General features: G+C 49.4%; 29 protein-coding genes. 21 read left to right on the plus strand and 8 right to left on the minus strand.

What is annotated here, in order from left to right:
• Window positions 1-3 precede the first annotated feature (3 nt).
• Both F0L74_RS10765 and F0L74_RS10770 read right to left on the minus strand, forming a co-directional pair.
• Complete coding sequence (locus F0L74_RS10765; RefSeq protein WP_149837870.1) at window positions 4-780, minus strand: ABC transporter permease; 777 nt, start codon at window positions 778-780, stop codon at window positions 4-6.
• Window positions 781-782: 2 nt separating this feature from the next.
• Window positions 783-1691, minus strand: a complete 909-nt coding sequence (locus F0L74_RS10770; RefSeq protein WP_149837871.1) for an ABC transporter ATP-binding protein — start codon at window positions 1689-1691, stop codon at window positions 783-785.
• A 403-nt stretch (window positions 1692-2094) separates the two neighbouring features.
• On the opposite strand from F0L74_RS10770, the gene F0L74_RS10775 reads away from it, so the two are divergent.
• Both F0L74_RS10775 and F0L74_RS10780 read left to right on the plus strand, forming a co-directional pair.
• Window positions 2095-3507, plus strand: coding sequence for an MATE family efflux transporter (locus F0L74_RS10775; RefSeq protein ID WP_149837872.1), 1413 nt, complete (start codon window positions 2095-2097; stop codon window positions 3505-3507).
• A gap of 51 nt (window positions 3508-3558) precedes the next feature.
• Window positions 3559-3783 (plus strand): aldo/keto reductase, encoded by a 225-nt coding sequence (locus F0L74_RS10780; RefSeq protein ID WP_149837873.1) that lies wholly within the window; start codon window positions 3559-3561, stop codon window positions 3781-3783.
• Between the two features lie 190 nt (window positions 3784-3973).
• On the opposite strand, the gene F0L74_RS10785 is transcribed toward F0L74_RS10780, so the two are convergent.
• Window positions 3974-4513 (minus strand): DUF4199 domain-containing protein, encoded by a 540-nt coding sequence (locus tag F0L74_RS10785; protein ID WP_149837874.1) that lies wholly within the window; start codon window positions 4511-4513, stop codon window positions 3974-3976.
• A gap of 126 nt (window positions 4514-4639) precedes the next feature.
• Window positions 4640-5119 (minus strand): response regulator transcription factor, encoded by a 480-nt coding sequence (locus F0L74_RS10790; RefSeq protein ID WP_149837875.1) that lies wholly within the window; start codon window positions 5117-5119, stop codon window positions 4640-4642.
• A gap of 85 nt (window positions 5120-5204) precedes the next feature.
• On the opposite strand from F0L74_RS10790, the gene F0L74_RS10795 reads away from it, so the two are divergent.
• On the plus strand, window positions 5205-6140 hold the full coding sequence (locus F0L74_RS10795; protein ID WP_149837876.1) for a ThuA domain-containing protein: 936 nt from the start codon (window positions 5205-5207) through the stop codon (window positions 6138-6140).
• A gap of 80 nt (window positions 6141-6220) precedes the next feature.
• Here the strand turns inward: F0L74_RS10795 and F0L74_RS10800 are convergent, their stop codons facing one another.
• Window positions 6221-6820 (minus strand): hypothetical protein, encoded by a 600-nt coding sequence (locus F0L74_RS10800; RefSeq protein WP_149837877.1) that lies wholly within the window; start codon window positions 6818-6820, stop codon window positions 6221-6223.
• 249 nt (window positions 6821-7069) lie between these two features.
• On the opposite strand from F0L74_RS10800, the gene F0L74_RS10805 reads away from it, so the two are divergent.
• A complete protein-coding gene (locus F0L74_RS10805; protein ID WP_149837878.1) occupies window positions 7070-7564 on the plus strand; it encodes a hypothetical protein in 495 nt (164 codons plus the stop codon).
• On the opposite strand, the gene F0L74_RS10810 is transcribed toward F0L74_RS10805, so the two are convergent.
• The gene (locus F0L74_RS10810; protein WP_149837879.1) at window positions 7561-7776 is read right to left on the minus strand and encodes a helix-turn-helix domain-containing protein; all 216 of its coding nucleotides are present in this window, start codon (window positions 7774-7776) and stop codon (window positions 7561-7563) included. The two genes, F0L74_RS10805 and F0L74_RS10810, sit on opposite strands and share 4 nt — an antisense overlap.
• Window positions 7776-8387: a DUF2975 domain-containing protein gene (locus F0L74_RS10815; protein WP_188315953.1), complete on the minus strand. Its 612-nt coding sequence runs from the start codon at window positions 8385-8387 to the stop codon at window positions 7776-7778. Before F0L74_RS10815 ends, F0L74_RS10810 begins: the two co-directional genes overlap by 1 nt.
• A gap of 153 nt (window positions 8388-8540) precedes the next feature.
• Between F0L74_RS10815 and F0L74_RS10820 the strand changes: the two genes are divergently transcribed.
• A complete protein-coding gene (locus F0L74_RS10820) occupies window positions 8541-9116 on the plus strand; it encodes a hypothetical protein (protein ID WP_149837881.1) in 576 nt (191 codons plus the stop codon).
• 125 nt (window positions 9117-9241) lie between these two features.
• On the opposite strand, the gene F0L74_RS10825 is transcribed toward F0L74_RS10820, so the two are convergent.
• Complete coding sequence (locus F0L74_RS10825) at window positions 9242-9559, minus strand: helix-turn-helix domain-containing protein (protein WP_149837882.1); 318 nt, start codon at window positions 9557-9559, stop codon at window positions 9242-9244.
• A 347-nt stretch (window positions 9560-9906) separates the two neighbouring features.
• Here F0L74_RS10825 and F0L74_RS10830 point away from each other — a divergent pair, with 347 nt between their 5' ends.
• From F0L74_RS10830 to F0L74_RS10900, 16 genes are all read left to right on the plus strand, one after another.
• Window positions 9907-10254, plus strand: coding sequence for a hypothetical protein (locus F0L74_RS10830; RefSeq protein ID WP_149837883.1), 348 nt, complete (start codon window positions 9907-9909; stop codon window positions 10252-10254).
• A 150-nt stretch (window positions 10255-10404) separates the two neighbouring features.
• Entirely contained in the window at window positions 10405-11037 is a 633-nt protein-coding gene (locus tag F0L74_RS10835; protein ID WP_149837884.1) for a hypothetical protein, read from the plus strand.
• Between the two features lie 12 nt (window positions 11038-11049).
• Complete coding sequence (locus F0L74_RS10840) at window positions 11050-11988, plus strand: HTTM domain-containing protein (RefSeq protein WP_149837885.1); 939 nt, start codon at window positions 11050-11052, stop codon at window positions 11986-11988.
• A gap of 101 nt (window positions 11989-12089) precedes the next feature.
• Entirely contained in the window at window positions 12090-12491 is a 402-nt protein-coding gene (locus tag F0L74_RS10845) for a thiol-disulfide oxidoreductase DCC family protein (protein ID WP_188315954.1), read from the plus strand.
• A 504-nt stretch (window positions 12492-12995) separates the two neighbouring features.
• Window positions 12996-14270, plus strand: coding sequence for a dihydroorotase (locus F0L74_RS10850; protein ID WP_149837887.1), 1275 nt, complete (start codon window positions 12996-12998; stop codon window positions 14268-14270).
• A 12-nt stretch (window positions 14271-14282) separates the two neighbouring features.
• On the plus strand, window positions 14283-14786 hold the full coding sequence (locus F0L74_RS10855) for a DUF4199 domain-containing protein (protein ID WP_149837888.1): 504 nt from the start codon (window positions 14283-14285) through the stop codon (window positions 14784-14786).
• Window positions 14787-14795: 9 nt separating this feature from the next.
• Window positions 14796-15788 carry a glycosyltransferase family 2 protein gene (locus F0L74_RS10860; RefSeq protein ID WP_246197676.1) on the plus strand — a complete coding sequence of 331 codons (993 nt, stop codon included), beginning with the start codon at window positions 14796-14798 and terminating at the stop codon, window positions 15786-15788.
• Window positions 15785-16918, plus strand: coding sequence for a glycosyltransferase (locus F0L74_RS10865; RefSeq protein ID WP_149837889.1), 1134 nt, complete (start codon window positions 15785-15787; stop codon window positions 16916-16918). Before F0L74_RS10860 ends, F0L74_RS10865 begins: the two co-directional genes overlap by 4 nt.
• An 8-nt stretch (window positions 16919-16926) precedes the next feature.
• Entirely contained in the window at window positions 16927-17946 is a 1020-nt protein-coding gene (locus F0L74_RS10870; protein ID WP_149837890.1) for a GHMP family kinase ATP-binding protein, read from the plus strand.
• A gap of 62 nt (window positions 17947-18008) precedes the next feature.
• Window positions 18009-18590 (plus strand): D-sedoheptulose-7-phosphate isomerase, encoded by a 582-nt coding sequence (locus tag F0L74_RS10875; protein WP_149837891.1) that lies wholly within the window; start codon window positions 18009-18011, stop codon window positions 18588-18590.
• Complete coding sequence (locus F0L74_RS10880; RefSeq protein ID WP_149837892.1) at window positions 18587-19297, plus strand: nucleotidyltransferase family protein; 711 nt, start codon at window positions 18587-18589, stop codon at window positions 19295-19297. The genes F0L74_RS10875 and F0L74_RS10880 overlap by 4 nt, the downstream gene beginning before the upstream one ends.
• 71 nt (window positions 19298-19368) lie before the next feature.
• A complete protein-coding gene (locus F0L74_RS10885) occupies window positions 19369-19902 on the plus strand; it encodes a D-glycero-alpha-D-manno-heptose-1,7-bisphosphate 7-phosphatase (RefSeq protein ID WP_149837893.1) in 534 nt (177 codons plus the stop codon).
• 30 nt (window positions 19903-19932) lie between these two features.
• Window positions 19933-20898 (plus strand): hypothetical protein, encoded by a 966-nt coding sequence (locus F0L74_RS33245; protein ID WP_188315956.1) that lies wholly within the window; start codon window positions 19933-19935, stop codon window positions 20896-20898.
• Between the two features lie 59 nt (window positions 20899-20957).
• A complete protein-coding gene (locus F0L74_RS10890) occupies window positions 20958-21644 on the plus strand; it encodes a YceI family protein (RefSeq protein WP_188315957.1) in 687 nt (228 codons plus the stop codon).
• A 9-nt stretch (window positions 21645-21653) separates the two neighbouring features.
• The gene (locus F0L74_RS10895) at window positions 21654-22520 is read left to right on the plus strand and encodes a UbiA family prenyltransferase (RefSeq protein WP_246197677.1); all 867 of its coding nucleotides are present in this window, start codon (window positions 21654-21656) and stop codon (window positions 22518-22520) included.
• On the plus strand, window positions 22513-23616 hold the full coding sequence (locus F0L74_RS10900) for a type III polyketide synthase (RefSeq protein WP_149837895.1): 1104 nt from the start codon (window positions 22513-22515) through the stop codon (window positions 23614-23616). The genes F0L74_RS10895 and F0L74_RS10900 overlap by 8 nt, the downstream gene beginning before the upstream one ends.
• The last annotated feature ends 4 nt before the right edge of the window (window positions 23617-23620 follow it).

Genomic DNA, 23620 nt, shown 5'->3' on the forward strand with positions numbered 1-23620 from the left:
TGGCTATCCTTTATCTTTTTTGCGGATAAATAAAACAAAGCTCACCGCGACCAATAATACAAAATGCCCCAGCGCCAGCAACTGTATATTCATCGGGTAGTTATGCTTCAGTCCCTGTTCCAGGAAACTAAGCGATCCATAAATGTACGGAAGAATATAGCCGTATTCCCATCTTAATGCCAGCATGGAAGTTATGTGCAGAGCTATGCCAATGCCTATGGGCAATAATACATTCCTGCATTGCAGGCTTAAGAGGTATTGCAGCGCCACGATGGGCAAACAGGCGATAAAGAATTTGCCGTTCCCCATCAGCATACGCAGGAAAGGCAATGGCTCTGCGGGGTATGGCACACCTTTTACCAGCAGCGCGGGCATTACGCCCGTTATATAAAAGCCAATATTGAAGATCACAAAACATTGCAGCACCATCACCAGTATGACGGCCATTTTGGCGAAGAATATGGTGGTAAGTCCCTGCGGGGTGGTATATAATTGCTTCCAGGTATTGTTGCGGAACTCCAGCTGGGTAACCAGGCTGGTGACCACTATTACGCCCAGGGGCATGAGCATGGCGCCCATTATCTGCCAGGTCTGGTTGTATAACTGTTCCCAGAAACGGGGCGCGGTATGTATGGCGGGCAGGTCTGCCGCGTGGTATAATCTCACCCCTAAAAAAAGTACGGGTATCAGCAGGCTGCCGCCGGCTATGATCCAGCTGGCGGCGCTGTGGCGTTGTTTCAGCCACTCGCTTTGAAAACTTAACAGAAAAGGTACAGGCATAATTAGTCGTTGATGAGGTGCATGAATATATTCTCCAGGTTATTGGGCTGACGGCAGATCTCGTATACGGTGATGCCGCGTTGCAGCAGTTGCCGGTTAAGGGCGCCCATCTGCCCTTTGGTGATACCGGACAGGTACACCTTTCCATTTTCCGTATGTGCGGGCAGGTCCTGGTCCTTTAGCAGCTCCAGTGTGCGCAGGGTATCATTGGTATCTATCATCACGGCGGCGCCGTTATGGCGTTGTTGCAGCAGCGTATCCAGCGTACCCTGGAACAGCAGGCGGCCTTTGTGGATGATACCGGTGTGGGTGGCCAGTTTTTCCACTTCTGCCAGCAGGTGACTGGAGATAATAACAGTAAGGCCCTGCTCGCGGTTGAGGTTACGCACCAGCTCGCGCATTTCGATAATGCCGTTGGGGTCCAGGCCGTTGGTAGGCTCGTCCAGTATTAGCAGTGAGGGGTTGTTGAGTAAGGCAATGGCAATGCCCAGGCGTTGTTTCATTCCCAGTGAGAAACGGCCGGCCTTCTTGTGCGTGGCGGCGGTAAGGCCTACCAGCTCCAGTACTTCCGGCAGCCGTTTGGCGGGACATTGATACAGTTTTTGCAGCACCTGCAGGTTTTCCATAGCAGAAAGATGGCTGTATACGGATGGCGACTCTATCAGGGAGCCTACCTGTCTTAACAGCGCTACGCGATGCGCGGTAAAGGATTGTCCCAGGATAGAGATGCTGCCCTGCTGTTTTCTCAGCAGGCCCAGTACCAGCCGTAACGTGGTGGTCTTGCCGGCCCCGTTAGGCCCCAGGAAGCCGTAGATAGCGCCTTGCGGCACCTGCAGGCTGATGTTATCGAGTACTGTTTCCTGTGCAGAAAAACGATGTGTTAATTGATGTGTTTCCAGGCTGTATAGCATAGCAGATCAGGCTTTGTATACATCAAATGTAGCACGCTAAGGGTAGTCATGGCGGCGTGTTTTGTGAGCTGTGGGGCTTTCTCTGCAAAAGGGATGTTTTGTTCTGCAAAATGCTTTTCAAATTATCCTGAAGGATATGTCGTAACCTCCCCTTCAGATTGTCGTATTTATACCTCCCTAAATAACACGGAGGTATGTATATTTGTATTCACAAAACAATGAACTCATCGTGTACCGCATCAAATGCCAATTGATCAAACCATGTGCTAAGTAACATTCACTTGCTGTAAAGCGCAATACAAACCGGTAAATACCCAAAAGGATGTACATCATGCCTGTGTACATCTGATGACCGTCTTTTCTCTCAACCGTTTCATTCATCTATTTCTAAACGCTGTAACTTATGCCGCAACAGTCCATGACGACGAACAGAGTAGCTTATATCTTCTCATTTATTAAACAAGCCATCAAGGGGGAAGAGATGGATTATACCACGGGCAGCCTGCGCAAAGCGGTGCTTACGCTGGCCATTCCCATGATCCTGGAGATGTGTATGGAATCTGTGTTTGCCCTGGTAGACCTGTATTTTGTAGGCCATTTACCGGATAGCAGCCATGCCATTCAAACAGTAGGTTTAACAGAATCTGTAATCACTATTGTATACTCCCTGGCCATTGGTATCAGTATGGCCGCTACGGCCCTGGTAGCCCGCCGTATAGGGGAAAAGAACCCGGACGCCGCTGCCCATGCGGGTATGCAGGCCATCTGGCTATCATTTTTTGTGACCGCTATCATCAGCATCGTAGGCGTTATCTATTCCGGTGATATCCTGCGGGTGATGGGTGCATCAGCAACAACCGTGGGCAAAGGCGTTTCTTATACCCGGCTCATGTTTGGCAGCAGCCTGGTGATCATGTTGCTGTTCCTGATCAATGGTGTTTTCCGCGGGGCGGGCAACCCGGCTATGGCCATGAAAAGCCTGTGGCTGGCCAATATCTGCAATATCATCCTTTGTCCGCTGTTTATTAAAGTATTGGGATTTGGCCTTACCGGCGCCGCGATGGCCACCATGTGCGGCCGCGGTATTGGCGTAATATACCAGCTGTTCCATTTATTTGGCGGGAAAAGCCAGCTGAAGATCAAACGCCGGCACATGTACCTGGACTGGCCGCTGATCAAGTCTGTTGTTAAGATCGCCTCGCCGGGTACTTTCCAGTTCCTGATAGGCTCCTGCAGCTGGATCTTCCTGACCCGGCTGGTAGCGGAAACCGGCGGCGATCATGGCTCTGCCGGATACCAGACGGCGATACGCCTGCTGATATTCTTTATACTACCGGCCTGGGGCCTTAGTAACGCAGCGGCTACGCTGGTAGGACAGAACCTGGGCGCCCAACAGCCGGAAAGGGCGGAAGCGTCTGTGCTGAAGACCGCCAAGTATAATTTCTTATTCATGGCCTGTGTGACCATCCTGTTCTTTACCTGTGCGGAGTTCTTTATCTCGTTCTTTACCAGCGATCCGCAGATAAGGGCTATTGCCGCCAGGGCACTGCGTATTATGAGCGCCGGGTATGTGTTTTATGGTATAGGTATGGTGATGATCAATGCGTTTAACGGCTCCGGTGATACGTGGACGCCCACCTGGATCAATTTTGTGGGCTTCTGGCTGTTCCAGATACCGCTGGCTTACCTGCTGGCCAAGTATATGCAGCTGGGGCCACTGGGCGTGTTTATTGCCATACCGGTAGCAGAAACAGCCATGTCCATCGCCGCTTTTGTATTGTTTAAAAGAGGACGCTGGAAAAAGGTGGTCATCTAACCGGCCGAAGGCCTTATCTTAAATGAATTTTTAACGGAAACCCATTATCAGATGCAATACTCAACACTAGGAAATACAGGCCTTATTGTATCCCGCTTCTCGTTTGGCGCTATGACCTTTACCGCCGGTAATAAAGGCATACCCTCCGTTTACAAAACAGAGGCCGCAGATGCAGACGCCGTGGTTGGCCGTGCGCTGGATGCCGGCATCAACTTTTTTGATACGGCGGATGCTTACGCCGGTTCAATGAATTTGTTAATGACCAGGCAGTCATAAAGGCGCTGGGACATTCCTGATCCTGGATAGATGGAAAATAAAATGCCCCCGGCCAGGTTGTCCGGGGGCATTTTATTTTTTGCTGATAACTACCGGCTAAGGTTTTAGCGACAGGGATATAAGCCAGGTAGCAGCTAAGTACGGGCCGGAATAACCCGCAACCAAAGCATGGTTTGTTTGCTGGCGTTCATCAGGCGGTGGCTATTGCCGGGCCTTTGGCCTTCCGCCTCAGGATCAGCGCGCTGATGATGGTCACCACCAGGCCTACCGGTATAATTTCTACGTAAGTGAACAGTATCACGAAAATGGGGTTCTTATACATTTCCTTGTAGCTGGCCATTTCTGCTGTTTTTTGGGCGAGCTCCTGCCGGGTGGCGCCATCCTGTGTGGCCTCTTTGAGCACATGCGCCGCGTATTTATCCATGAAGTCCGGGATAAAGAGGTAATAGTCTACCAACCATGCCAGTACGTAAATGGTGCTGGCGATCAAAGTGATGAACAGCCCTATCGTAAAGGCCCGGCCAAAGGTGATAACACCCCCGTTATATTTATCCCGGAACATTTTAATACCTACAAAGATGGCGGAAAAGGAGAGGATCATGGAGGCATACCCCAGCACCATGTTACTCTGGAAATTGGGGTTATTATAACAGGCGGCGATGGTAATGACCATCAGGCTGCTGACAATGAGCCCGGCAATAAGGCCGCATACAAGTACGATCTTTTTCATGTATCAGGTTTTAAGTTGATGCCTGTAATTTGAACATTCGGGGCAAAATAAGGTTCATACTTTAGGGTGATTTTGGCGCTTTTGTACAGATTCCCGCCAAAGTGTGACTGTGTTCGTAATTGATAATCAAGGAATAATGCTCAGCCGCTTTGCCTTGTCCACCGCCTGGGTCCTGCGCTTTACATCCAGCTTCTCAAATACCCGGGAGGAATGTGTTTTTATGGTATTGAGGGAAACAAATAAACGGGCGGCTATCTCCTGGTTGCTGAGGCCCTCCGCCATAAGTTGCAGCACCTCCAGCTCCCGGTTGCTGAGCCCCAGCCGGGATACCTCTGCGGCATTTTGGGTAAACTCCCGGCCGTTCCCCTCCGGCAGGTATACTTCCTTCTCCACTACAACTGTCTTTACTTTGGGCTGCGTAAGCTTTAGCGCCAGCCAGATGCCCAGGGCGGTAAACAGGATGGCTATTGCGCCGATATACACCTCCATATGGTGGTGAACGATCACCAGCCGCAGCTCCAGCCATTTAAGCAGGAACAGGAGCACGGCCAGGCAAACGCCATAGAGGATGGTATGCTTATGTTTTGAGAAGAAGGAAGGCGTCATACCTCAAAAATAAGATAATGCCGGTTAACACAAATTGCGGACCCTGTTCCCTGTTTTTGCTATTTTAACCGCCAAACATAACAGCATGCGGGCAAGGTTTTGGTTATTATTGATCGTATTATTTTCATGGGCTTCGCTTACGAATGCCCAGTCACCCGCCCAACACCGGATCCGGGTGCTTATTATAGACGGCTTTAGTAACCACGACTGGAAACAGACCACGCGGCTCATTAAAGGCATACTGGAAGAGAGCCGGCGGTTCAGCGTAGCCGTTACGACCGCTCCTCCCACCCCGCATGATACCGGCTGGGACAACTGGCGGCCTACGTTCACCGGCTATGATGTCATTATCCAGAACACCAACAATATTAACGATACCAGCTGGCGCTGGCCCCGGCGGGTAGAGCGGCAGCTGGAGGAGTATGTGCGCGCCGGCGGCGGCCTGTATATCCTGCACTCCGCCAACAATGCTTTTGCTCATTGGCAGGAATATAACCGGATGATAGGCCTGGGCTGGCGTAACCGGCAAACCGGCGTAGCGCTGGAGCTGGACAGTAACGGCCATATTATCCGCACACCGCCCGGCCAGGGCGAGCAGACCAATCATGGCGACCGTTTTGACGCGGTGATCCATATCCTGCAGCGCCATCCCATCAACCAGGGTTACCCGGAGCACTGGAAAACGGCTTCTATGGAATTATACCGTTATCCCCGCGGCCCGGCGGAGCATCTGACGGTGTTATCCGCCGCATATGACAGCATCAGCAAAAAGACCTGGCCGGTGGAATGGGTGGTGAAATATGGCAAGGGGCGGGTGTATAACTCCAGCATGGGGCATCTGTGGAAAGGGGATGTGTACCCTATCAGCTATCGCTGCATAGGTTTTGAGACAACGGTGATCCGCGTAACGGAATGGCTGGCTACCGGTAAGGTCACTTATCCCGTACCGGCTAATTTCCCAACGGCAACGGAGGTTAGTTTGCGGGCAGTGACGGATGAGCCTAAAGGCGCATCAAAATAAGCCGCGGTTAAATGATCTTTCTATAAATGCATTAAAAAAGGGCGGCTTTGCAGCACGCCCTCCGGTATCTTATCAGCATATCAGCTGCGTTTCTTAAGCTTTAGCTCCATGTTGCAGATACTTTGCATCTGATACTGTATTCCTGACTTTTCCATGGTATAAGTCGTATCGGCAGTGGCGCGCATGATCAGCGTGTCCCCAGCCCATGTTATCTTACCACCCATCGCTACCGGCATCAAAGGATCGCCCGCGATGCCAACAATTCCTTTGTCAAAGAATACGGAATCCGTACCAACAAGCTTATAAGTGATCGTACTGTTGCCGGCCCGGACATCCTTCGAAATTGGCTCCTCACTAACGTCGGTCAGTACTCCCTTTGTGTAAGTTTTATTGTACATGAGCGTATCAATATGATAGGTCCAATCCTTTGCGGCGATCTTATTTACGTCAATAGTAGCAGTTCCCCCTGACAGATGCATGGCATAATTATACCTGTTTATGGTTACAATCTGTTCAACAGGTCGTGTCCACGTTACACCGCCGCCGGCTCTTAATCCTACAAGATCATAATTGCCGCTGATCGCGTTGGTCTCAGGTTGAGTTTCAGGTGGGGTATCATTTTTTGAACAGGAAACGATAAAAGACGCGAATGCGGCTAACAAAAGTAAAGTTCGCTTCATAATAAAAAGGATTGTTTTTTGGGTATAGGAATAAATCAGGCTGCAAGATACCGGCGGTAAATCACAAATGGCTAACACCTACGTACCATATTGATATATGTATTATTGATATATAGTACTGAGCAACAAGCTTTTTTACAGACTACTTCTTATACGGCGGAAGGAAAGGCCGTTGCGTATTTCATCAAAGGATTTTTTAACATACGATTTTGCCTGCGCTGATTATCTTTGCCGCAATTCCTACTATCCATGAAACAGACCCTTACCTGTTTAACCCTCCTGCTACTGGCAGTGAGTTGTGTGAATACCAGCAGTCAAACGCCCACGGCTACTGACAGCGCCAAGACCATCACGGAAGATATCAGTTTTACCGATACGATCATGGACGATCCCGAAGATGCAAAAGAAGAACGGACTGCATCCGGCAATTCCATAGAACTGGACAGCACTACTATAGAAAGAATGGATTGGGCCACGGGCCTGGTGGCTAACTATATTGACCATACGGACAATGAAGGCATCCGCACCATCGTGAATGACAGCACCGCCAGTATGAAATGGATGTGGGACCAGCTGGAAAAACGGGACTCCTCCACTTATATACTGGTACATCTGGGCCATGACCAGGAAGATGAGGATGGCGCCCGGTTTGCGACGGATGGCTGGCTGTATATAGATACCCTTACCCGGCGGCTATACGAATATGACCTGCCAAATGACAGCCTGGTGGGCTGGCCACGCTAAGGCGTTTCCTCCGGCGTAACATCCAGTATATCGCCGGGTTTGCATTTCAGCTCCCGGCATAAAGCCTCCAGTGTATCAAAGCGGATACCTTTTACCTTGCCTGTTTTCAGGAGGGATAAATTAGTCATGGAAATGCCTACCTTCTGCGCCAGCTCCGTTAGCGAGATCTTATTCTTCGCCATCTGGACGTCCAGGTTTATGATGATCGCCATTATACAAAAGATTCATTATCTGCCTTTAATTGTGCCCCTTTCCGGAATATTTCCGATAACAGTAGTATCACCAGCCCCACGATAATGGCATTCATGCCAAACACTACTTTTACCTGATACATGTTTTCCATTTCACGTATATGTTTATTGAACAAAAATATGTTCAACAGGCTATTACAGCATTCCAGCAGCGCGTTGCCCAATACGCACAGGCCTATGATCCGCAACCGTCTCACATTTGCCAGATCAAAAGGCGCATCTGCCTGCAGGGAGGCTATGATCTCGCGCGCGTTCCGCAAGATACCTACCAATAGCGATACACCCAGGCAGAAGAACAGAACAGCGTCTGCGGTCAGGAAGGGTGTGAGCTTCACATCCAGTTTTAATACGCCTTCTGTCTTAACGATCTTGGTAGCATGGAAATCAGCCGCGTCTATTGTTTCTACCGGCAAATGATCTGTTTTAAGCACTACGGGCACGTCCCATTCCAACCGGCCGGCCGTGGCCACCTGGATACCAATAACAATAGCTACTATCAGCATAAGCGGTAATATCAAATACCAGCCGGTGTCTACGATCACTTTCAGCGTGAGCAGGATATATCTGTTCATACGAGGAAATTTTTTATGCGATACAAATCTACGTAAAACATTCAATATTTTACGTAAAACATAAAATAATTTATCCTTTGGGTAAATAGCGGAGCCCGTCGTTACTTTATACATTTTTATTATCCGTTGCAATTTTTTAATTTTCGGCCACCTATGAAATATATCCTGTTTATCCTGCTGACCGCCCTTGCGGCCTGTCAGCCGTCAATTGCCACCAACACAACCGATGCGCCGCCACCCACCGCCATGGCAATGACGGATAGTTATGAGCCCACGATACCTGATACAGCCTGGCTTCATGGCGATTTTAATGGCGATTCCATTCCGGATACTGCTTACAGCATATTACTCAAAGCCCGGGTAGATGCGGAGACACAAGATGAGTACACCATCCGTTTCACCACACAGGACATTCCAGACCTGTATGCCGGCGAGGGGGATCTCAGACTGATCAATGAAGGAGACCTGAATAATGATGGCAGGGATGATATCTCTATTTTCAGGAAGCCGGGGAATGGCTGTACGTATGATATGCAGCCCTGGTCCTTTACGAATGGTAAATGGAAAGCTATATCAGATATGATACTGGTGCCTACTTTTTGTGATTACATGAGTGATTCCGCTGTACAGGCAAGGATCGTGAATGTAGACAGTACGTTGTTCTTCTATGAACCGGATTATAATATTGATATTACAAAGCTGGTGAGGAAGCGGCTGCCGCTGCTGTAATGCCCGCGCACAGGGCAGCGCTTCCTGATGTGCGGATGTGCAGATGATGGCCCACGCATAAGGGCCGGGCTTCATTGCGAAGGCATTAGAACATTAGAATATTTGCACATTCGCACATCCGCACATTAAGCCTGCATTGCCTTGATAATACCCAACAGCTCCTCTACCAATTTTTGTTTGGCCTGCAGTTCGTCCTGGAGGAGTAAAATAGCGTCTTTTAGTTCCGGGCTGGCTGCAGGGCCCGGCGTGTTGGGGTAATTGAACAGTGCGGTTAAACTGGTATCCAGTACGGCGGCGATCTTCTGCAGCCTGTCTATGGTTAACTGCACCTGTCCGTTTTCTATTTTGCAGTAGGCGTTTTGTGAAATACCTAGTTCCAGGGCAACATACTCCTGGGTTAAACTTCGCTCCAGCCGGAGCTTTCTGATAGTTTCAGCAATCATGGGGTGTAATCAGTTTTGAGGTCAACAATGAAACAAACAAATCAAAATAATAACCAGATCAAGTCAAATATACAAGTCACAACAAACAAATCAATATGATATAAAATTAGGAATAAATTAAACAACCACGCTATTGACAGGATTAAATTTAATTTTCAACTTTACATCAGATCTACAGCAGATCATGCTGTCCTGTTCTTCTTGTTACACCCCAAAATAGAATACACTTACAACGAGGATCAGTTCACACAGCAATAGCACCTTTCCAGATAAGGCATGTTCACCCAATCTGCTTATCTGCACGTTTGTATCAGCAAATCTTTTCTATAACCTCAAAAACAAATGTCATGAAGCGCATTTTCAATGCAAAAACAGCTATTGCAGCCTGCCTGGTGGTAACCATCGTCACCCTGTCAAGCTTTACCCGAAACGGGAACCCTGCATTATTAGGCAGCAGCCAGAGCGCCAGCTTACAGCTGGCAGATGGCCCGCAGTCAGCCGCTGCCGGTTTGCCCACCACTTACATTGTGCCTACGGTGTATGTTGTACCTTATACCCGTCTCATCACGGTTACCAGGTACATTACCCAAACAGACCTGGAGGTAGCTACTTCCACTATCATTCCCATTCAGCCAGGGCAAGGCGTTTTAAGCCCTGCACAGAAGCTGCAGCGCAAAATGAGCAGCCTGGATTAATTCTTTTCATCACACACCGGGATGTTTGAAACAGGTGCAGGCAACAGGAAGTCACAGCCTTCCTGTTCCTGCCCTTTCATGTATGTTGCGAATAGCTGGTGTGTGATTGTTTGTGACCGCATTCATTCATCCTTCAAGCACCCCAAAAAAATGAAACTCCTTCGCCCCATTATCTACCTCAGCTTCCTGGGTTATTGGGTGATCACCTTCCTGTTCACCATGCCGGATAATTATATCAGCCTGCAGTACTATAAACAGAACCAGTGGTTCCAGGCCCTCCTGTTCCAGCGCTGGGGCTTTTTTGCGCCGCCGCCTAATTATGACGAACGCCTGTATTACGAATTCCGCGACAAACAAACCCGTCAGACGCAGACCTTTGAAGTACTGGCGCCCATCTGCGACATGAAACAACAGAAAGCCCCTTTTAACTGGCACGAGGATATTGTAGATTACCTGCTCTCCGGCAGCATGACCGGTATATCTGATGATCTGAACGAGATGCGGCAGGACCTGCAATTTAAACACCGGCAACAGGCCAGGCAGGCAGCGGATACCACCGGCGATCATTCGCTGCGGGAAGGCATCCAGGCAGGCGTTAACTTCCGCACGCTGCAGAATTATGCCGGCATAGTGGCGCAAAAGAACCGTATTGATCCTGCCCGTCACGAGGTACGCCTTATCCTCTCCCACCTGCTGCTGTCCAAATTTGCAGACAGGTTCAGTACGGCGCCCCGCCGTGAAGAGGCTTTTTTTGTCAGTGATTATGTAACGCTTAACCGGTAAAACTATTCAGCCATGGCAATTTTCACCTATCTCAAAAACATGGAGGACAAGAACCGATACAGTTTTTACCTGGCGGTTTTCCGCGTGTTTATCTGTCTGCACCTGATCAAGACCCTGCTGTTCCAATGGTCTTATTTTGATATCCTGTATGGGCCTAATTCCTTTGTGGCGCCCGTGCCCACTTTTCTTACGGAGTTGCTGGGTATTAACAGCCAGCTGCTGCGGGAGCATTACCATATTTTTATTACGGTATACCTGCTGGTGATCGTTCTGCATTTGTTTGGTATTGGGAAACATTTCACCGCGCTGCTGCTCTTCCTCTGTTACGAGACACTGCAACGCCTTTGCAACCTGGTACTGAATGGCGGCGATAACCTGCTGAAATTTATTATGCTATACATGATCTTTGCGGACAGCTATCAATATTTCAGCATAAAGGCCACCCAGTGGACAAATGATACCCTGCGCCGCCTGTCGAACCTGGGTAGTAATCTTTGCGTACGGGCGGTCACCATTCATTTTTGTCTTATTTATTTCTGGTCTGCATGGCATAAGATCCATGCGGATGTTTGGTTCAATGGTGTGGCCACGTACTATACCTTCAGCATTGCGCGGTTTAAGGGCACGCCCTGGAATGACTGGCTGGCGCGTAACGGTTTCTTTGTCACTGTGTCCACTTATTTTACCCTGCTGGTGGAATGTTATTTTCCGGTGCTGGTATGGTTTAAAAAAACGCGTTTACCGGTGATGATCTGTGGTATAGCGTTGCACATTGGGATCTATGTGTTTATGATGATCTATGGGTTTGAGATCATTTTTATCATGACGTATGGATTTTTCTTTAACGATGAAGAATGGCAAGCTTTTCGCGATAAGGTAGGTAGCTGGATCAAACGAAAAACCCGCTGGCAGATCACGATAGGTCATAACCAGCAGCCAGTCAGGAGTTAACTTATGATAATCAACAAAAATGTAAAATAAGGGGACAAACCGTCGTGATGCTTTTGACAGTGCCAACTGCGGAGTATCCGCTACACCTAAACACAACTATTATGCGGAACAACATAATCCTCTACGATGGTAGTTGCGCCTTTTGCAATGCCTTTATCCGCCGGATCATCCATTTAGATTTGGTGCATTTTCAGCTCTGCGATCAGCAAAGCAGGCAATTCCGCCCGCTGGCCATGGCCTATTCCCTGCCCCAGGCGGGTGGCCCCGGCCCAGGTACCATTTACCTGCTGCAGGATGGAAAAGTGTATACTAAGACAGCGGCCATAGGCCGTATACTGGAGGGCTGCCGTCAGCCATACAGTTTCCTGGGCTGGTTGTTGACGATTATCCCCAGCGCTATCAGTAACCCGGTATATGACTGGATAGCCCGCCGCCGGCATAAGCTAATGACTACCCACGCCTGTCCGGTGCCTACGGCGGCGATGAAGGAAAGGGTGATCTAGGGGGTATAGATGCCTGATGAGCAAAAGAATGACACAGGAATTCGATGCCCGATGCAAGAAACGGTGATCCAGGGGAACAGATACCGCTGATCTCCCGATTATAGGGCGCCTACTGTAGCGCACCGGCTGGGGGCAAAAGCTGTCTGAAACCTACATCTTTGGACAAGAAAACTGCATTGCAGATCAGGATAAGCCACTGTACCCACAAGCCAGGGTTTTATAACACCTGGTCAAAGCTTCCTTACGCAATTGGCTCCGCTAATTGAGCTTCAAGCCAAGTTTCCCGGCGTCTGCCCCTCTTCGCCGTAGCCGCCTCATTTAGTACCGAGCGCGACCCAAGGCCCCCTAATTCCCAGCCTGTTTGTACCCAATCTGTTAACCGGAAGGGCTAATCCCCCCTATTCCTCCCTTTCCGCTTTTTAGCACATCAGTTTTTATATTACTTTTGCCCCGTACTTTTTTAACGATAAGCAATTACTTAGAGACCGGTTTTATTTGTAAAGCATGCACATATTACTTAAAAACGTAAAGGTTGTAGCGCCATCCGCCCCCTTCCATGGGCAGCAGCAAGACATTCTTATTGAAAACGGCATCATCCGCCAGATAGCCCCGGCTATCACTGCCGGCAGCGATGCGCAGGTGATCACCGGCGATAACCTGCATGTATCCCTTGGCTGGATGGATGTTTTTGCCCATTTCTGCGATCCCGGGCAGGAGCATAAGGAAGACCTGCAGACCGGCGCGGCCGCAGCGGCCAAAGGCGGCTTTACCACAGTAATGATCGTGCCCAATACCCAGCCGGCCATCCATACCAAACCCCAGGTAGCCTATGTGCTAAGCCAAACCCGCCAGCACGCGGTACAGGTGCTGCCCATTGGCGCGGTGACCAAAAACCTGGAAGGCGCTTCCCTGGCAGAGATGTATGAAATGAACGAAGCCGGCGCCGTTGCCTTCTCTGACGGTATTAAACCCTTACAATCCCCCGGATTACTGCTCAAGGCCTTACAATATGTAAAAGCATTTGACGGCACCATTATACAATTGCCTGACGATCAGAGCATTTCTGCGCATGGCCTGATGCATGAAGGCATTTTTTCCACCCAGCTGGGTATGCCCGGCAAACCTGCCCTGGCAGAGGAGCTGATCATACAGCGGGATATAGAGCTGGCGCAGTATACAGACTCCCGTATCCACTTTACCGGCGTAAGCACGGCCAAAGCCATTGGCCTGATCGCCAAAGCTAAAGCCAGCGGCCTTAAAGTGACCTGCTCTGTTACGCCCTACCATCTCTCCTTTACAGACGGGGACCTGGTACAATACAATACTGATCTGAAAGTGAACCCGCCCCTCCGTACCACGGAAGATGTAGCAGCGCTGAAAGAAGCTGTGTTAAACGGTACGGTGGACTGTTTTGCCACCCATCACCTGCCCCAGGACTGGGACGCCAAAGTGCTGGAATTTGAATACGCCAAAAATGGGATGATAGGGCTGGAAAGCTGTTTTGGGGCGCTCCGTAGACATATTCCCCAATTGCCGCTTGAGCAGCTGATCAACATGCTCAGCGTACAACCCCGTACGATCTTTAACCTGCCGGCCCAGGAAATAAAAGAAGGCGCTGTAGCCAATCTCACCGTGTTTGACCCAGATGCCAACTGGCAGTTTACGACCGCAGATATTGCATCCCGGTCTAAAAATTCAGCGTATATTGGCACAACGTTGACAGGTAAAGTGAAAGCGGTCATCAACAATAACCAGGTACTGTTTTCTTCATCCTTATAAATCCTTGCTACCATGAGTAACAAAAGCCATATTCAATATGGGCTGATAATCAGCGCAATTTTGATACTGTTATCGGTTGTTTTCTATGTACTTAATATGAACCAGGAAAAATGGACACAGTGGATAGGCGTGGTGATCATGTTCATTGGGGTGGTGGTTTCCTGTATAGTATATGCCAAAGCGAACAACGGGAATGTTACATTTGGCAATGTTTTTGCGACCGGGTTCAAAACAACGGCCATTGTGGCGCTGGTGACGGCCTTGTTCGCAGTGATCTTTATTATGATCTTCCCCGACATTAAGGAAAAAGCCCTGGAACAGGCCCGCCTGGATATGGAGAAGCAGGGACAGTCGGATGCCGCTATTGAACAGGCAATCGATATCACCAAAAGGATGTTCCTGGTGTTCGTGTTAGGGTTCTCAATTTTCTTTAACCTGTTCTTTGGCGCAATAGCTTCCGTAATAGGAGCCGCCGCCGCCAGGAGGAACCCGCACTACCAGGCGCCTCAAAAATAAAATTGGACAATGAGTATAGACATATCCGTTATCGTTCCCTTAAAAAACGAAGAAGAATCGCTGCCTGAGCTCATGACCTGGATAGACCGGGTGATGCAGGAAAACCAGTTCAGTTACGAAGTATGGATGGTTGACGATGGCAGTACTGATGATTCATGGGAAGTGATCCAAAGACTGGCAACCGCCTATAAACAGGTGAAGGGAATCCGGTTCCGGCGTAACTATGGCAAATCTGCCGCCCTTAACGAGGGTTTCCGCGCCGCCCAGGGGAATGTGGTCATTACCATGGATGCGGACCTGCAGGATAGCCCGGACGAGGTGCCGGAGCTTTACCGCATGATCGTGGAAGATGGTTTTGACCTGGTAAGCGGCTGGAAAAAGAAACGCTACGATAACGCGATCACCAAAAACCTACCCAGTAAGCTCTACAACTGGACCACTACCCGTATGAGCGGGGTACACCTGCATGATATGAACTGCGGGCTGAAATCATACCGCAAAAAAGTAGTGAAATCCATTGAAGTATATGGCGAAATGCACCGTTATATACCCGTGATCGCCAAATGGGCGGGCTTCCGTAAAATTGGCGAGAAACCGGTGGAGCACCGCGCCCGTAAATACGGCGTTACCAAATTTGGCCTGGAAAGGTTTATTAACGGGTTCCTGGACCTTGCCTCCATTATGTTCATTGGCAAGTTTGGGAAAAGGCCTATGCACCTTTTTGGCGCGCTGGGCACCCTGTTCTTTGGTCTTGGTTTTATCATTGCCTTTTACCTGGCCTACGCCAAGATCGTTTTTGATAAATACAATATGACGGACCGGCCTATATTTTACCTGGCCCTGCTGTTCATGGTAATAGGTTCGCAGCTTTTCCTTACCGGTTTTATTGGCGAGCTGGTAGCCCGCAATGCGCCGGAACGGAATACCTACCTTATAGAGGAAAAGATTGACGGACAACAGTTATATGCAAAATCAGTAAGCGGAAATCAGTCAGCAACTTGAGCAAAAAGAAGATATTAATACTAGGTACGGCCTACCCTTTCCGTGGAGGCCTGGCAGCTTATAATGAAAGGCTGGCCGAAGAGATGCAGCAAACGGATGACGTGGAGATCTGGACGTTCACGGTGCAGTATCCCAACATTGTGTTTCCCGGCAAAAGCCAGTATTCTACTGATCCGGCGCCGGCCAACCTGCGCATCCGCCGCCTTATCAATTCCGTAAACCCGCTGAACTGGTGGAAAGTAGGCCGCCAGATCCGCCGCTGGGCGCCAGATCTCATTATCGTAAAATACTGGCTGCCGTTTATGGGGCCCTGTCTGGGTACCCTGTTACGCCTGGGCAAAAAACGCGGGCATACCAAAGTGGTATCTGTGCTGGATAATGTGGTACCGCATGAGAAGAGGCCCGGCGATGTGCCTTTTACCCGTTATTTCCTGAAACCGGTAGATGCTTTTATTGCCATGAGCCAGTCTGTGTTGAATGATCTCCGGCAATTTGAGCCTGCTAAACCAGCTTCGCTCATCCCCCACCCTATCTATGATAATTATGGGGCGATCGTATCTAAAGCAGCCGCCAGGGCACATTTACAACTGGACAATAATAAACGCTATATCCTGTTCTTTGGCTTTATACGCCAGTATAAAGGCCTGGACCTGCTGTTACAGGCCATGGCAGAGGAGCCCATGCGCAAACTGGATATCCATTTAATAGTAGCCGGCGAGTTCTATGAAGACGCCGCCCCCTACCAGCAGTTGTTACAACAGCTACAGCTGGGCGATAGGGTGCTGATGCATACAGACTTTATTCCCAATGAGGCGGTGAAGTATTATTTCTGCGCGGCAGACCTGGTAGTACAGCCTTATAAAAGCGCCACCCAGAGCGGCATTTCACAGATCGCCTACCATTTTGAGAAACCCATGGTGGTGACCAATGTAGGCGGGCTGGTAGAGATGGTGCCGGATGGCAAGGTAGGTTTCCAGTGCGAGCCGGAGCCGCCCGCTATTGCGGCAGCCGTGGAAAAGTATTATGTGCAGGATCGTGAGGCAGATATGACCGCCGCACTGCGCGAGGAGAAGAAACAATATTCGTGGGAAAGGATGGCGGCTGAGATATACGCGTTGAGTAAAAAGTAAAAAAGAAGATGATTTACAGAAGTAAAGCACCATTACGTATAGGCCTGGCCGGTGGCGGCACAGATGTGAGCCCGTATTCCGATCTGTATGGCGGGGCCATCCTCAATGCCACCATTTCACTGTATGCCAGGGCGGCCATAGAGCCATTGGCAACGCCCCAGGCCATCTTTGAATCCGCAGACAGGAAAGAGAGCGCCATTTGCGACGCGGTATACCCGTTGCCCCTGGATGGCAACCTGGACCTGTTAAAAGGTATTGTGAACAGGATCGTGCAGGATTATGGCCCGCTGCCCTCCGGCTTTAAGCTTACCACACATGTGGACGCGCCTGCCGGCTCCGGTTTGGGCACTTCCTCTACGCTGGTGGTGGCGGCGCTGGGCGCTTTTGCGGAATGGCTGAAGCTACCCCTGGGCGAGTATGATATGGCCCATCTGGCCTATTGTATAGAACGCGAGGACCTGCAACAGGCAGGCGGCAAACAGGATCAGTATGCAGCCACTTTTGGCGGCGTAAACTTTATGGAGTTCTATGGCGATAAGGTGATCGTGAATCCCCTGCGTATCAAAGAAACTTACCTGCATGAGCTGGAGAATAACCTGGTGCTATTTTATACTGCCACCAGCCGGCTCTCATCTTCGATTATATCTGAGCAGCAAAAGAATGTGACCGAGAAAAAAGAGACCTCTATAGAAGCCATGCACCAGCTGAAGGAGCAGGCCGTGATGATGAAGGAGGCGCTGCTGCGTGGTAACATTAACCAGATAGGTGAGATACTGGATTATGGCTTTACGTATAAGAAACAGATGGCGCATAATATCACCAATCCCCTGCTGGATGAGATCTATACCGCGGCAAAAGCGGCAGGCGCCAGCGGCGGCAAGATCTCCGGTGCAGGCGGCGGCGGTTTTATGACATTCTATTGTCCGCAGAATAGCCGTTTTGCGGTGGTAGAAGCGCTGAAAGCCTTTGGAGGCGATGTGAAGCGGTATAGTTTTATACAGCAGGGTATACAGACCTGGTGTATGTAGCCAATGTGCTGATGTGCTAATGATGGAAGAATGCGCGCTATTAAATGATTAAAATTATTGGCATGAGCCTGATAGAAAAGATATCGAATACCATACAGGAAAGTATTAAAGTAAAGCAGGCTATTATTGGCGATGCGGCGCTGCTTGGTACTATACAACAGGTGGCGGAAGCTATTACCAAAAGCCTGCAGGATAATAAGAAGATCCTGTTCTGTGGTAACGGCGGCAGCGCGGCAGATGCGCAACACCTGGCTGCGGAGTTCTCCGGCAGGTTCTATAAAGACCGTACGCCGCTATATGCGGAGGCGCTGCATTGCAATACCTCCTATATGACTGCCGTGGGTAATGACTATGGGTATGAGCAGGTATATGCCCGTATTTTGCGCGGTATTGGTCAGCCGGGGGATGTGCTGGTAGGCATCTCTACTTCCGGCAATTCGCAGAATATATTGGAGGCTTATAAAGTAGCGAAGGACAAAGGCATGATCATCATCAGCATGACCGGCCAGACGGGCGGTAAAATGAAGGACGACAGCAACTATCTGATTAATATACCTTCCACGGACACGCCCCGTATCCAGGAATCACATATCACCGTGGGCCATATCATTTGCGAGATCGTAGAAAACAACCTGTTCCCATGATCCGTGAATGTATTGTACTGGCCGGCGGGCTGGGCACGCGCCTGCGCAGCGTGGTAGCGGATAAGCCCAAGTGTATGGCGCCTATTGGCGATAAACCTTTCCTGTATTATCTATTGCAATACCTGCACCGGCAGGGCATTACACATGCCGTATTATCGCTGGGGTACAGATCTGAGCAGGTGATAGACTGGTGCCAAAGCACGGAGCTGCCCTTAGCGGTATCTTTTGCTGTGGAGCCGGAACCGCTGGGCACCGGCGGGGCTATTATGCATGCGTTGCCGCAACTGAAGGACAACGGCTTTTTTATCACCAATGGCGATACCTTCTTTGAAGTTCCTTTACAGGAGCAATATCTTTTCCATCAGCAACGGCAAAGCCAGCTTACCCTCGCCCTGAAGCCCATGCGGCAGTTTGAGCGGTATGGCACCATACAAACGGCTACTGATGGATCAGTGACGGCTTTTAATGAAAAGCAGTATTGTGAGGAAGGATTGATCAACGGGGGCATTTATTTGACCACGGCTGCTTTTTTAAATAGCCTGCAATTACCGGCGCAATTCTCCTTTGAGAAGGAGGTGCTGGAAAAACAGGTACAGCATGGTAGTTTATACGGCTTTATAAGCGATACCTATTTTATTGATATTGGCATACCGGAGGACTATGAACGGGCGCAATATGATCTCACCGAAGGGACGGCGCGACCTTAAGCCAAAGGCAATAGCTGCTGTCAAGGCCTGTTAGCTGACAAACGGCGCAGCCATCATCAGACAATCACCACATGTATAAAAACTGGACCTTATTCCTGGACAGGGATGGCGTAATAAACGACGAGATACCGGACTCTTATGTACTTAGCTGGGATATGTTCCGCTTCTCAAACGGCGTACTGGAAGCCCTGCCTTTGCTGGCACAGCATTTTGGCCGTATTGTGATGGTCACCAACCAGCGTTGTATTGGCAGGGGCCTGTTGACAGTAAACGAACTGGAAACCATCCACCAAAAGATGCTGGACCAGGTAGCGCAACATGGCGGGCGCATCGATAAGATCTATTTTTGTCCGGATGTAGATAATAGCAGTCCCTGCCGTAAGCCGCAATCCGGTATGGCCATGGCTGCCAAACACGATTTCCCGGATATTGATTTTACCCGGTCTGTAATGGTAGGTAACACCCTAAGCGACATGGAGTTTGGCAAACAGCTGGGTATGACCACCGTGTTCATCCCATCCACCAAACCGCAGCTAGCTTTCCCACATCCCTTAATGGACGCGCGTTTTAATGATTTATGGCTATTTTCACAGGCGATACAATAAATACATTAAAAAAACCGTAATAAGTAGGCCATGAAAAAACTACTTTACCTGCTGTTATGGATACTGGCCGGCGCCGTGAGCGCGCAGGCGCAACGCTTAAACAGCGCGGACAGCGCCCTGCTCATTAAACAGCAGGATAGCCTTAAACAACTGGCAGACAAGATATTAAACGGCAAAACAGAGGATGTGCGTCAGCAGGCCAGCGATCAGCTGATCCCGCAGCTGGTACGCGCGCTTAAAGCGCCTTATTCTTTCCGTTTCCGGTTTGATTCCCTGAAAAGCATCAGCATACAATATCCACAGGATAGCAGTTTCCGCATATTTACCTGGGCGGTGGAGAATGAGACCACTTTTTACCGGCATTACGGCGCTATACAGATGAATACCAAAAGCGGCCAGCTTAAGCTGTTCCCCCTGTTCGATAATTCTGATTACACCGCTAATCCGGACACAGTAGTGGATAATAAGGGCTGGTATGGCTGTTTATACTATAAGATCGTACAGCAGCACTTTTTTAACACGGAATACTATACGTTATTTGGCTATGACGCCAATAATGTGCGCAGCACCAAAAAGCTGCTGGATGTGCTCACATTCAAAGCCGGTAAACCTACGTTTGGCGGCTCCTACTTCAGCTTTGCGGAGGACACCGTACCAAAGCCTACACGAAAAAGATTTATCCTCGAATATAAAAAAGAAGCCACTATCAGCCTCAGTTACAACCCCGAAATGGATATGATCGTATATGATCACCTGATATCGGCAACCAATGAGCCGGGAAAACCGTATACATATGTACCCGACCTTGATTACGAAGGTTTTAAATGGAAAGGAGGAAAATGGGTACATATAGAAAAAGTGTTTCACGACGCCCTCAAGCTGGGCAAATTCCCGCTGGAGCAGCCACAGGATCAAAGCAAGAAGAACCTGATGCGGCCGCAAACGCAGGAAGAAATGGACGCAGAAAAAGCGGCGAAGAAACGCAAAAACAAGTAGTACAGGTTTTTTGTTATATTAGATTGTCAGTCGTACAATCGCTCAATACGTACAAAACAATGAAAAGATCAATTGTCACACTGGCCGGCTTACTGCTGGCCCTAAGCAGTTTACACCCTGCTATCAGCAGCCCGGGACATCCTCTACTCAACGAAGGCGGCGCCTCTACTACAGGTACAGCAGGCAATATAGTTATTGCTGGTACTGGAAATGGCGCAGGTAGCAGCAATACAACAGGTACTTCAAATACCACTACTGTGGCTAAACCGCTGCCCGGGGCCGCCACCACCTGGAAAATAGCAGAAGGTTATTCCATTAAATTCGATGGCAAGGGCGCTTCCGGTACCTTAAGCGGTTTAAAAGGAGCGATTGTATTTGATGAAAAGGATCCTGGCGGCTCCCATTTTAACGTTACCGTAAGTACGGCTACTATCAATACCGGCAATAACCTTAAGAATAAACATGTAAAAAGCGAGAAGTACCTGGACGTTGAGAAATTCCCGCTTATTAAATTCAGCTCCAGCTCCATTAAGGCCAGCGGTAATGGCTATACGGCCAATGGCACGCTGGAGATACATGGGGTAAAGAAACAGATCAGCATGCCTTTCCAATTTAAAAGCAATGGTAATGGCGGCACTTTTACCGCCAATATTGAAATAAGCCGGAAAGATTATAAAATAGGCAGCTCCAGCTGGTTACTGGGTGATGATTTTAAAGTGGAGATATCCGTACCCGTAACCAAATAAACTGCCTGTATGCTACAACCCTCTACAATACAGCTGTTACGTTTTCCTTTCTCCTACTTCCTGATGCCGGTGTACTGGTTTGCGCTCAGCTTTGTACAGGATATTAACTGGCCACGGGCTATCCTCATCTTTGTGCTGCTGCATGTGCTGCTGTACCCTTCCAGTAATGGTTATAACAGCTATATGGACCGGGATGAAGGCAGTATTGGCGGTGTTGCCAATCCCATGCAGCCTACGCGCCAGCTGTTCTATGTAACGGTGTGGATGGATGTAGCGGCTTTTCTACTATCATTCCTCATAACACCATCGTTTGCCGCAGCCATGCTGTGTTATATTATCTGCTCCCGCGCTTACAGCAACCGTTATATCCGTTTAAAACGCTTTCCGGTGATCGGTTACCTGACGGTGATCGTTAACCAGGGCGCGCTGGTGTTCTGTATGGTCTATTATGGGGCCGCCGTTAACAGCGCCGCCCAACCCATACCCTGGCTACCGGCCATTGCAGCTGCTTTCCTGATAGGCGGCTTCTACCCTATTACGCAGGTATATCAGCATGAGGCGGACGCTAAGGATAAGGTAACTACTATTAGTATGCTGCTGGGCAAACGGGGCACCTTTTTATTCTGCGCAGCGATGTATGCGGTAGCCTTTGGCCTGCTGTTTGTTTATTTTCAACAGCAGCGGCAGGTAAGCCGTTTCATGATACTGCAGCTTTTTTTCATTCCCGTGATCATCTTTTTCCTGCGATGGCTTATCCAGGTATGGAAAGATGCTTCCAGGGCAGATTTTAAACGTACTATGCAAATGAATGTCATTGCCGGCACCTGCACTAATCTGGCCTTCATTGTATTATTAATACTCGATCAAGTTGGCTGATATTATTTCCATAGCAACCGCAGTGCCTGCTTACCGTCACAAGCAGCAGGATATCCTCCATTTTATGCAGGAGGCTCATCACCTGGATGAGACCGATAAGCGTAAACTGGCTTTTCTTTACCGGCAGAGTGGCATTGATGTACGCTACTCTGTACTGCCGGATTTTAGCCTGCCGCCGGAACAATCCACCTTTGCGGCGCCTGCCGCGAATGGAGACGGCAATATGTTATCCATCGACGCCCGTTTGGCTATCTATAAACAGGAGGCTTTGCCCCTATCCCTGCAGGCCATTGAAAAATGCCTGGCCGGCGTGTTAGCGGCCAAGGATGTTACCCATCTTATTACCGTTAGCTGCACCGGTATGAGCGCCCCCGGTCTTGACCTGGAGATCATTGAGGCGCTGGAGCTCTCGCCGGGTATTTTCCGTACCTCCGTTAATTTTATGGGCTGTTATGCCGCAGTACATGCGCTTAAGCTGGGCAAAATGATCTGCGATACAGACGCTAAGGCAAAAGTGCTGATCGTATCTACGGAACTGTGTACGCTACATTTCCAGGAGCATTATACCATGGATAATGCCGCTGCCGCCCTGCTGTTTGCAGATGGCTGCGCGGCGGTTTTACTGGGCAATGAGCATGATACGGATAAGGTGGCGCTTAGCCTGGAAAGCTTCTGTTCTTCCATCACTTTCCGGGGTAAACAGGAAATGGCCTGGGGTATTAGCAGCAAAGGTTTTTTAATGACGCTGAGCGGGTATGTGCCCCAGCTGATACAGGAAGACATTAGCGGGCTGGTACAGGAGGCACTGCAGCAATGTAATATCCGCCAGGAAGATATTGGTTACTGGTGTATACACCCCGGCGGCCGTAAGATCCTGGATACCATCCAGCAAAAACTGCAACTGGAGCCGGATGCGCTGTGTTTTGCGCGTACGGTGTTACAGCAATATGGCAATATGTCGTCCCCCACTATATTATTTGTCCTAAAGGAGATCATGGAGCATCTCCAGCGGGGCGCTTCGCTGCCAGCACGTATCTTTGGAGTGGCATTTGGTCCCGGGTTGACCATGGAAACATTTATCGCTTCCACAAAATGATATA

The organism is Chitinophaga agrisoli, from assembly GCF_008386695.1.
GTDB lineage: Bacteria > Bacteroidota > Bacteroidia > Chitinophagales > Chitinophagaceae > Chitinophaga > Chitinophaga agrisoli.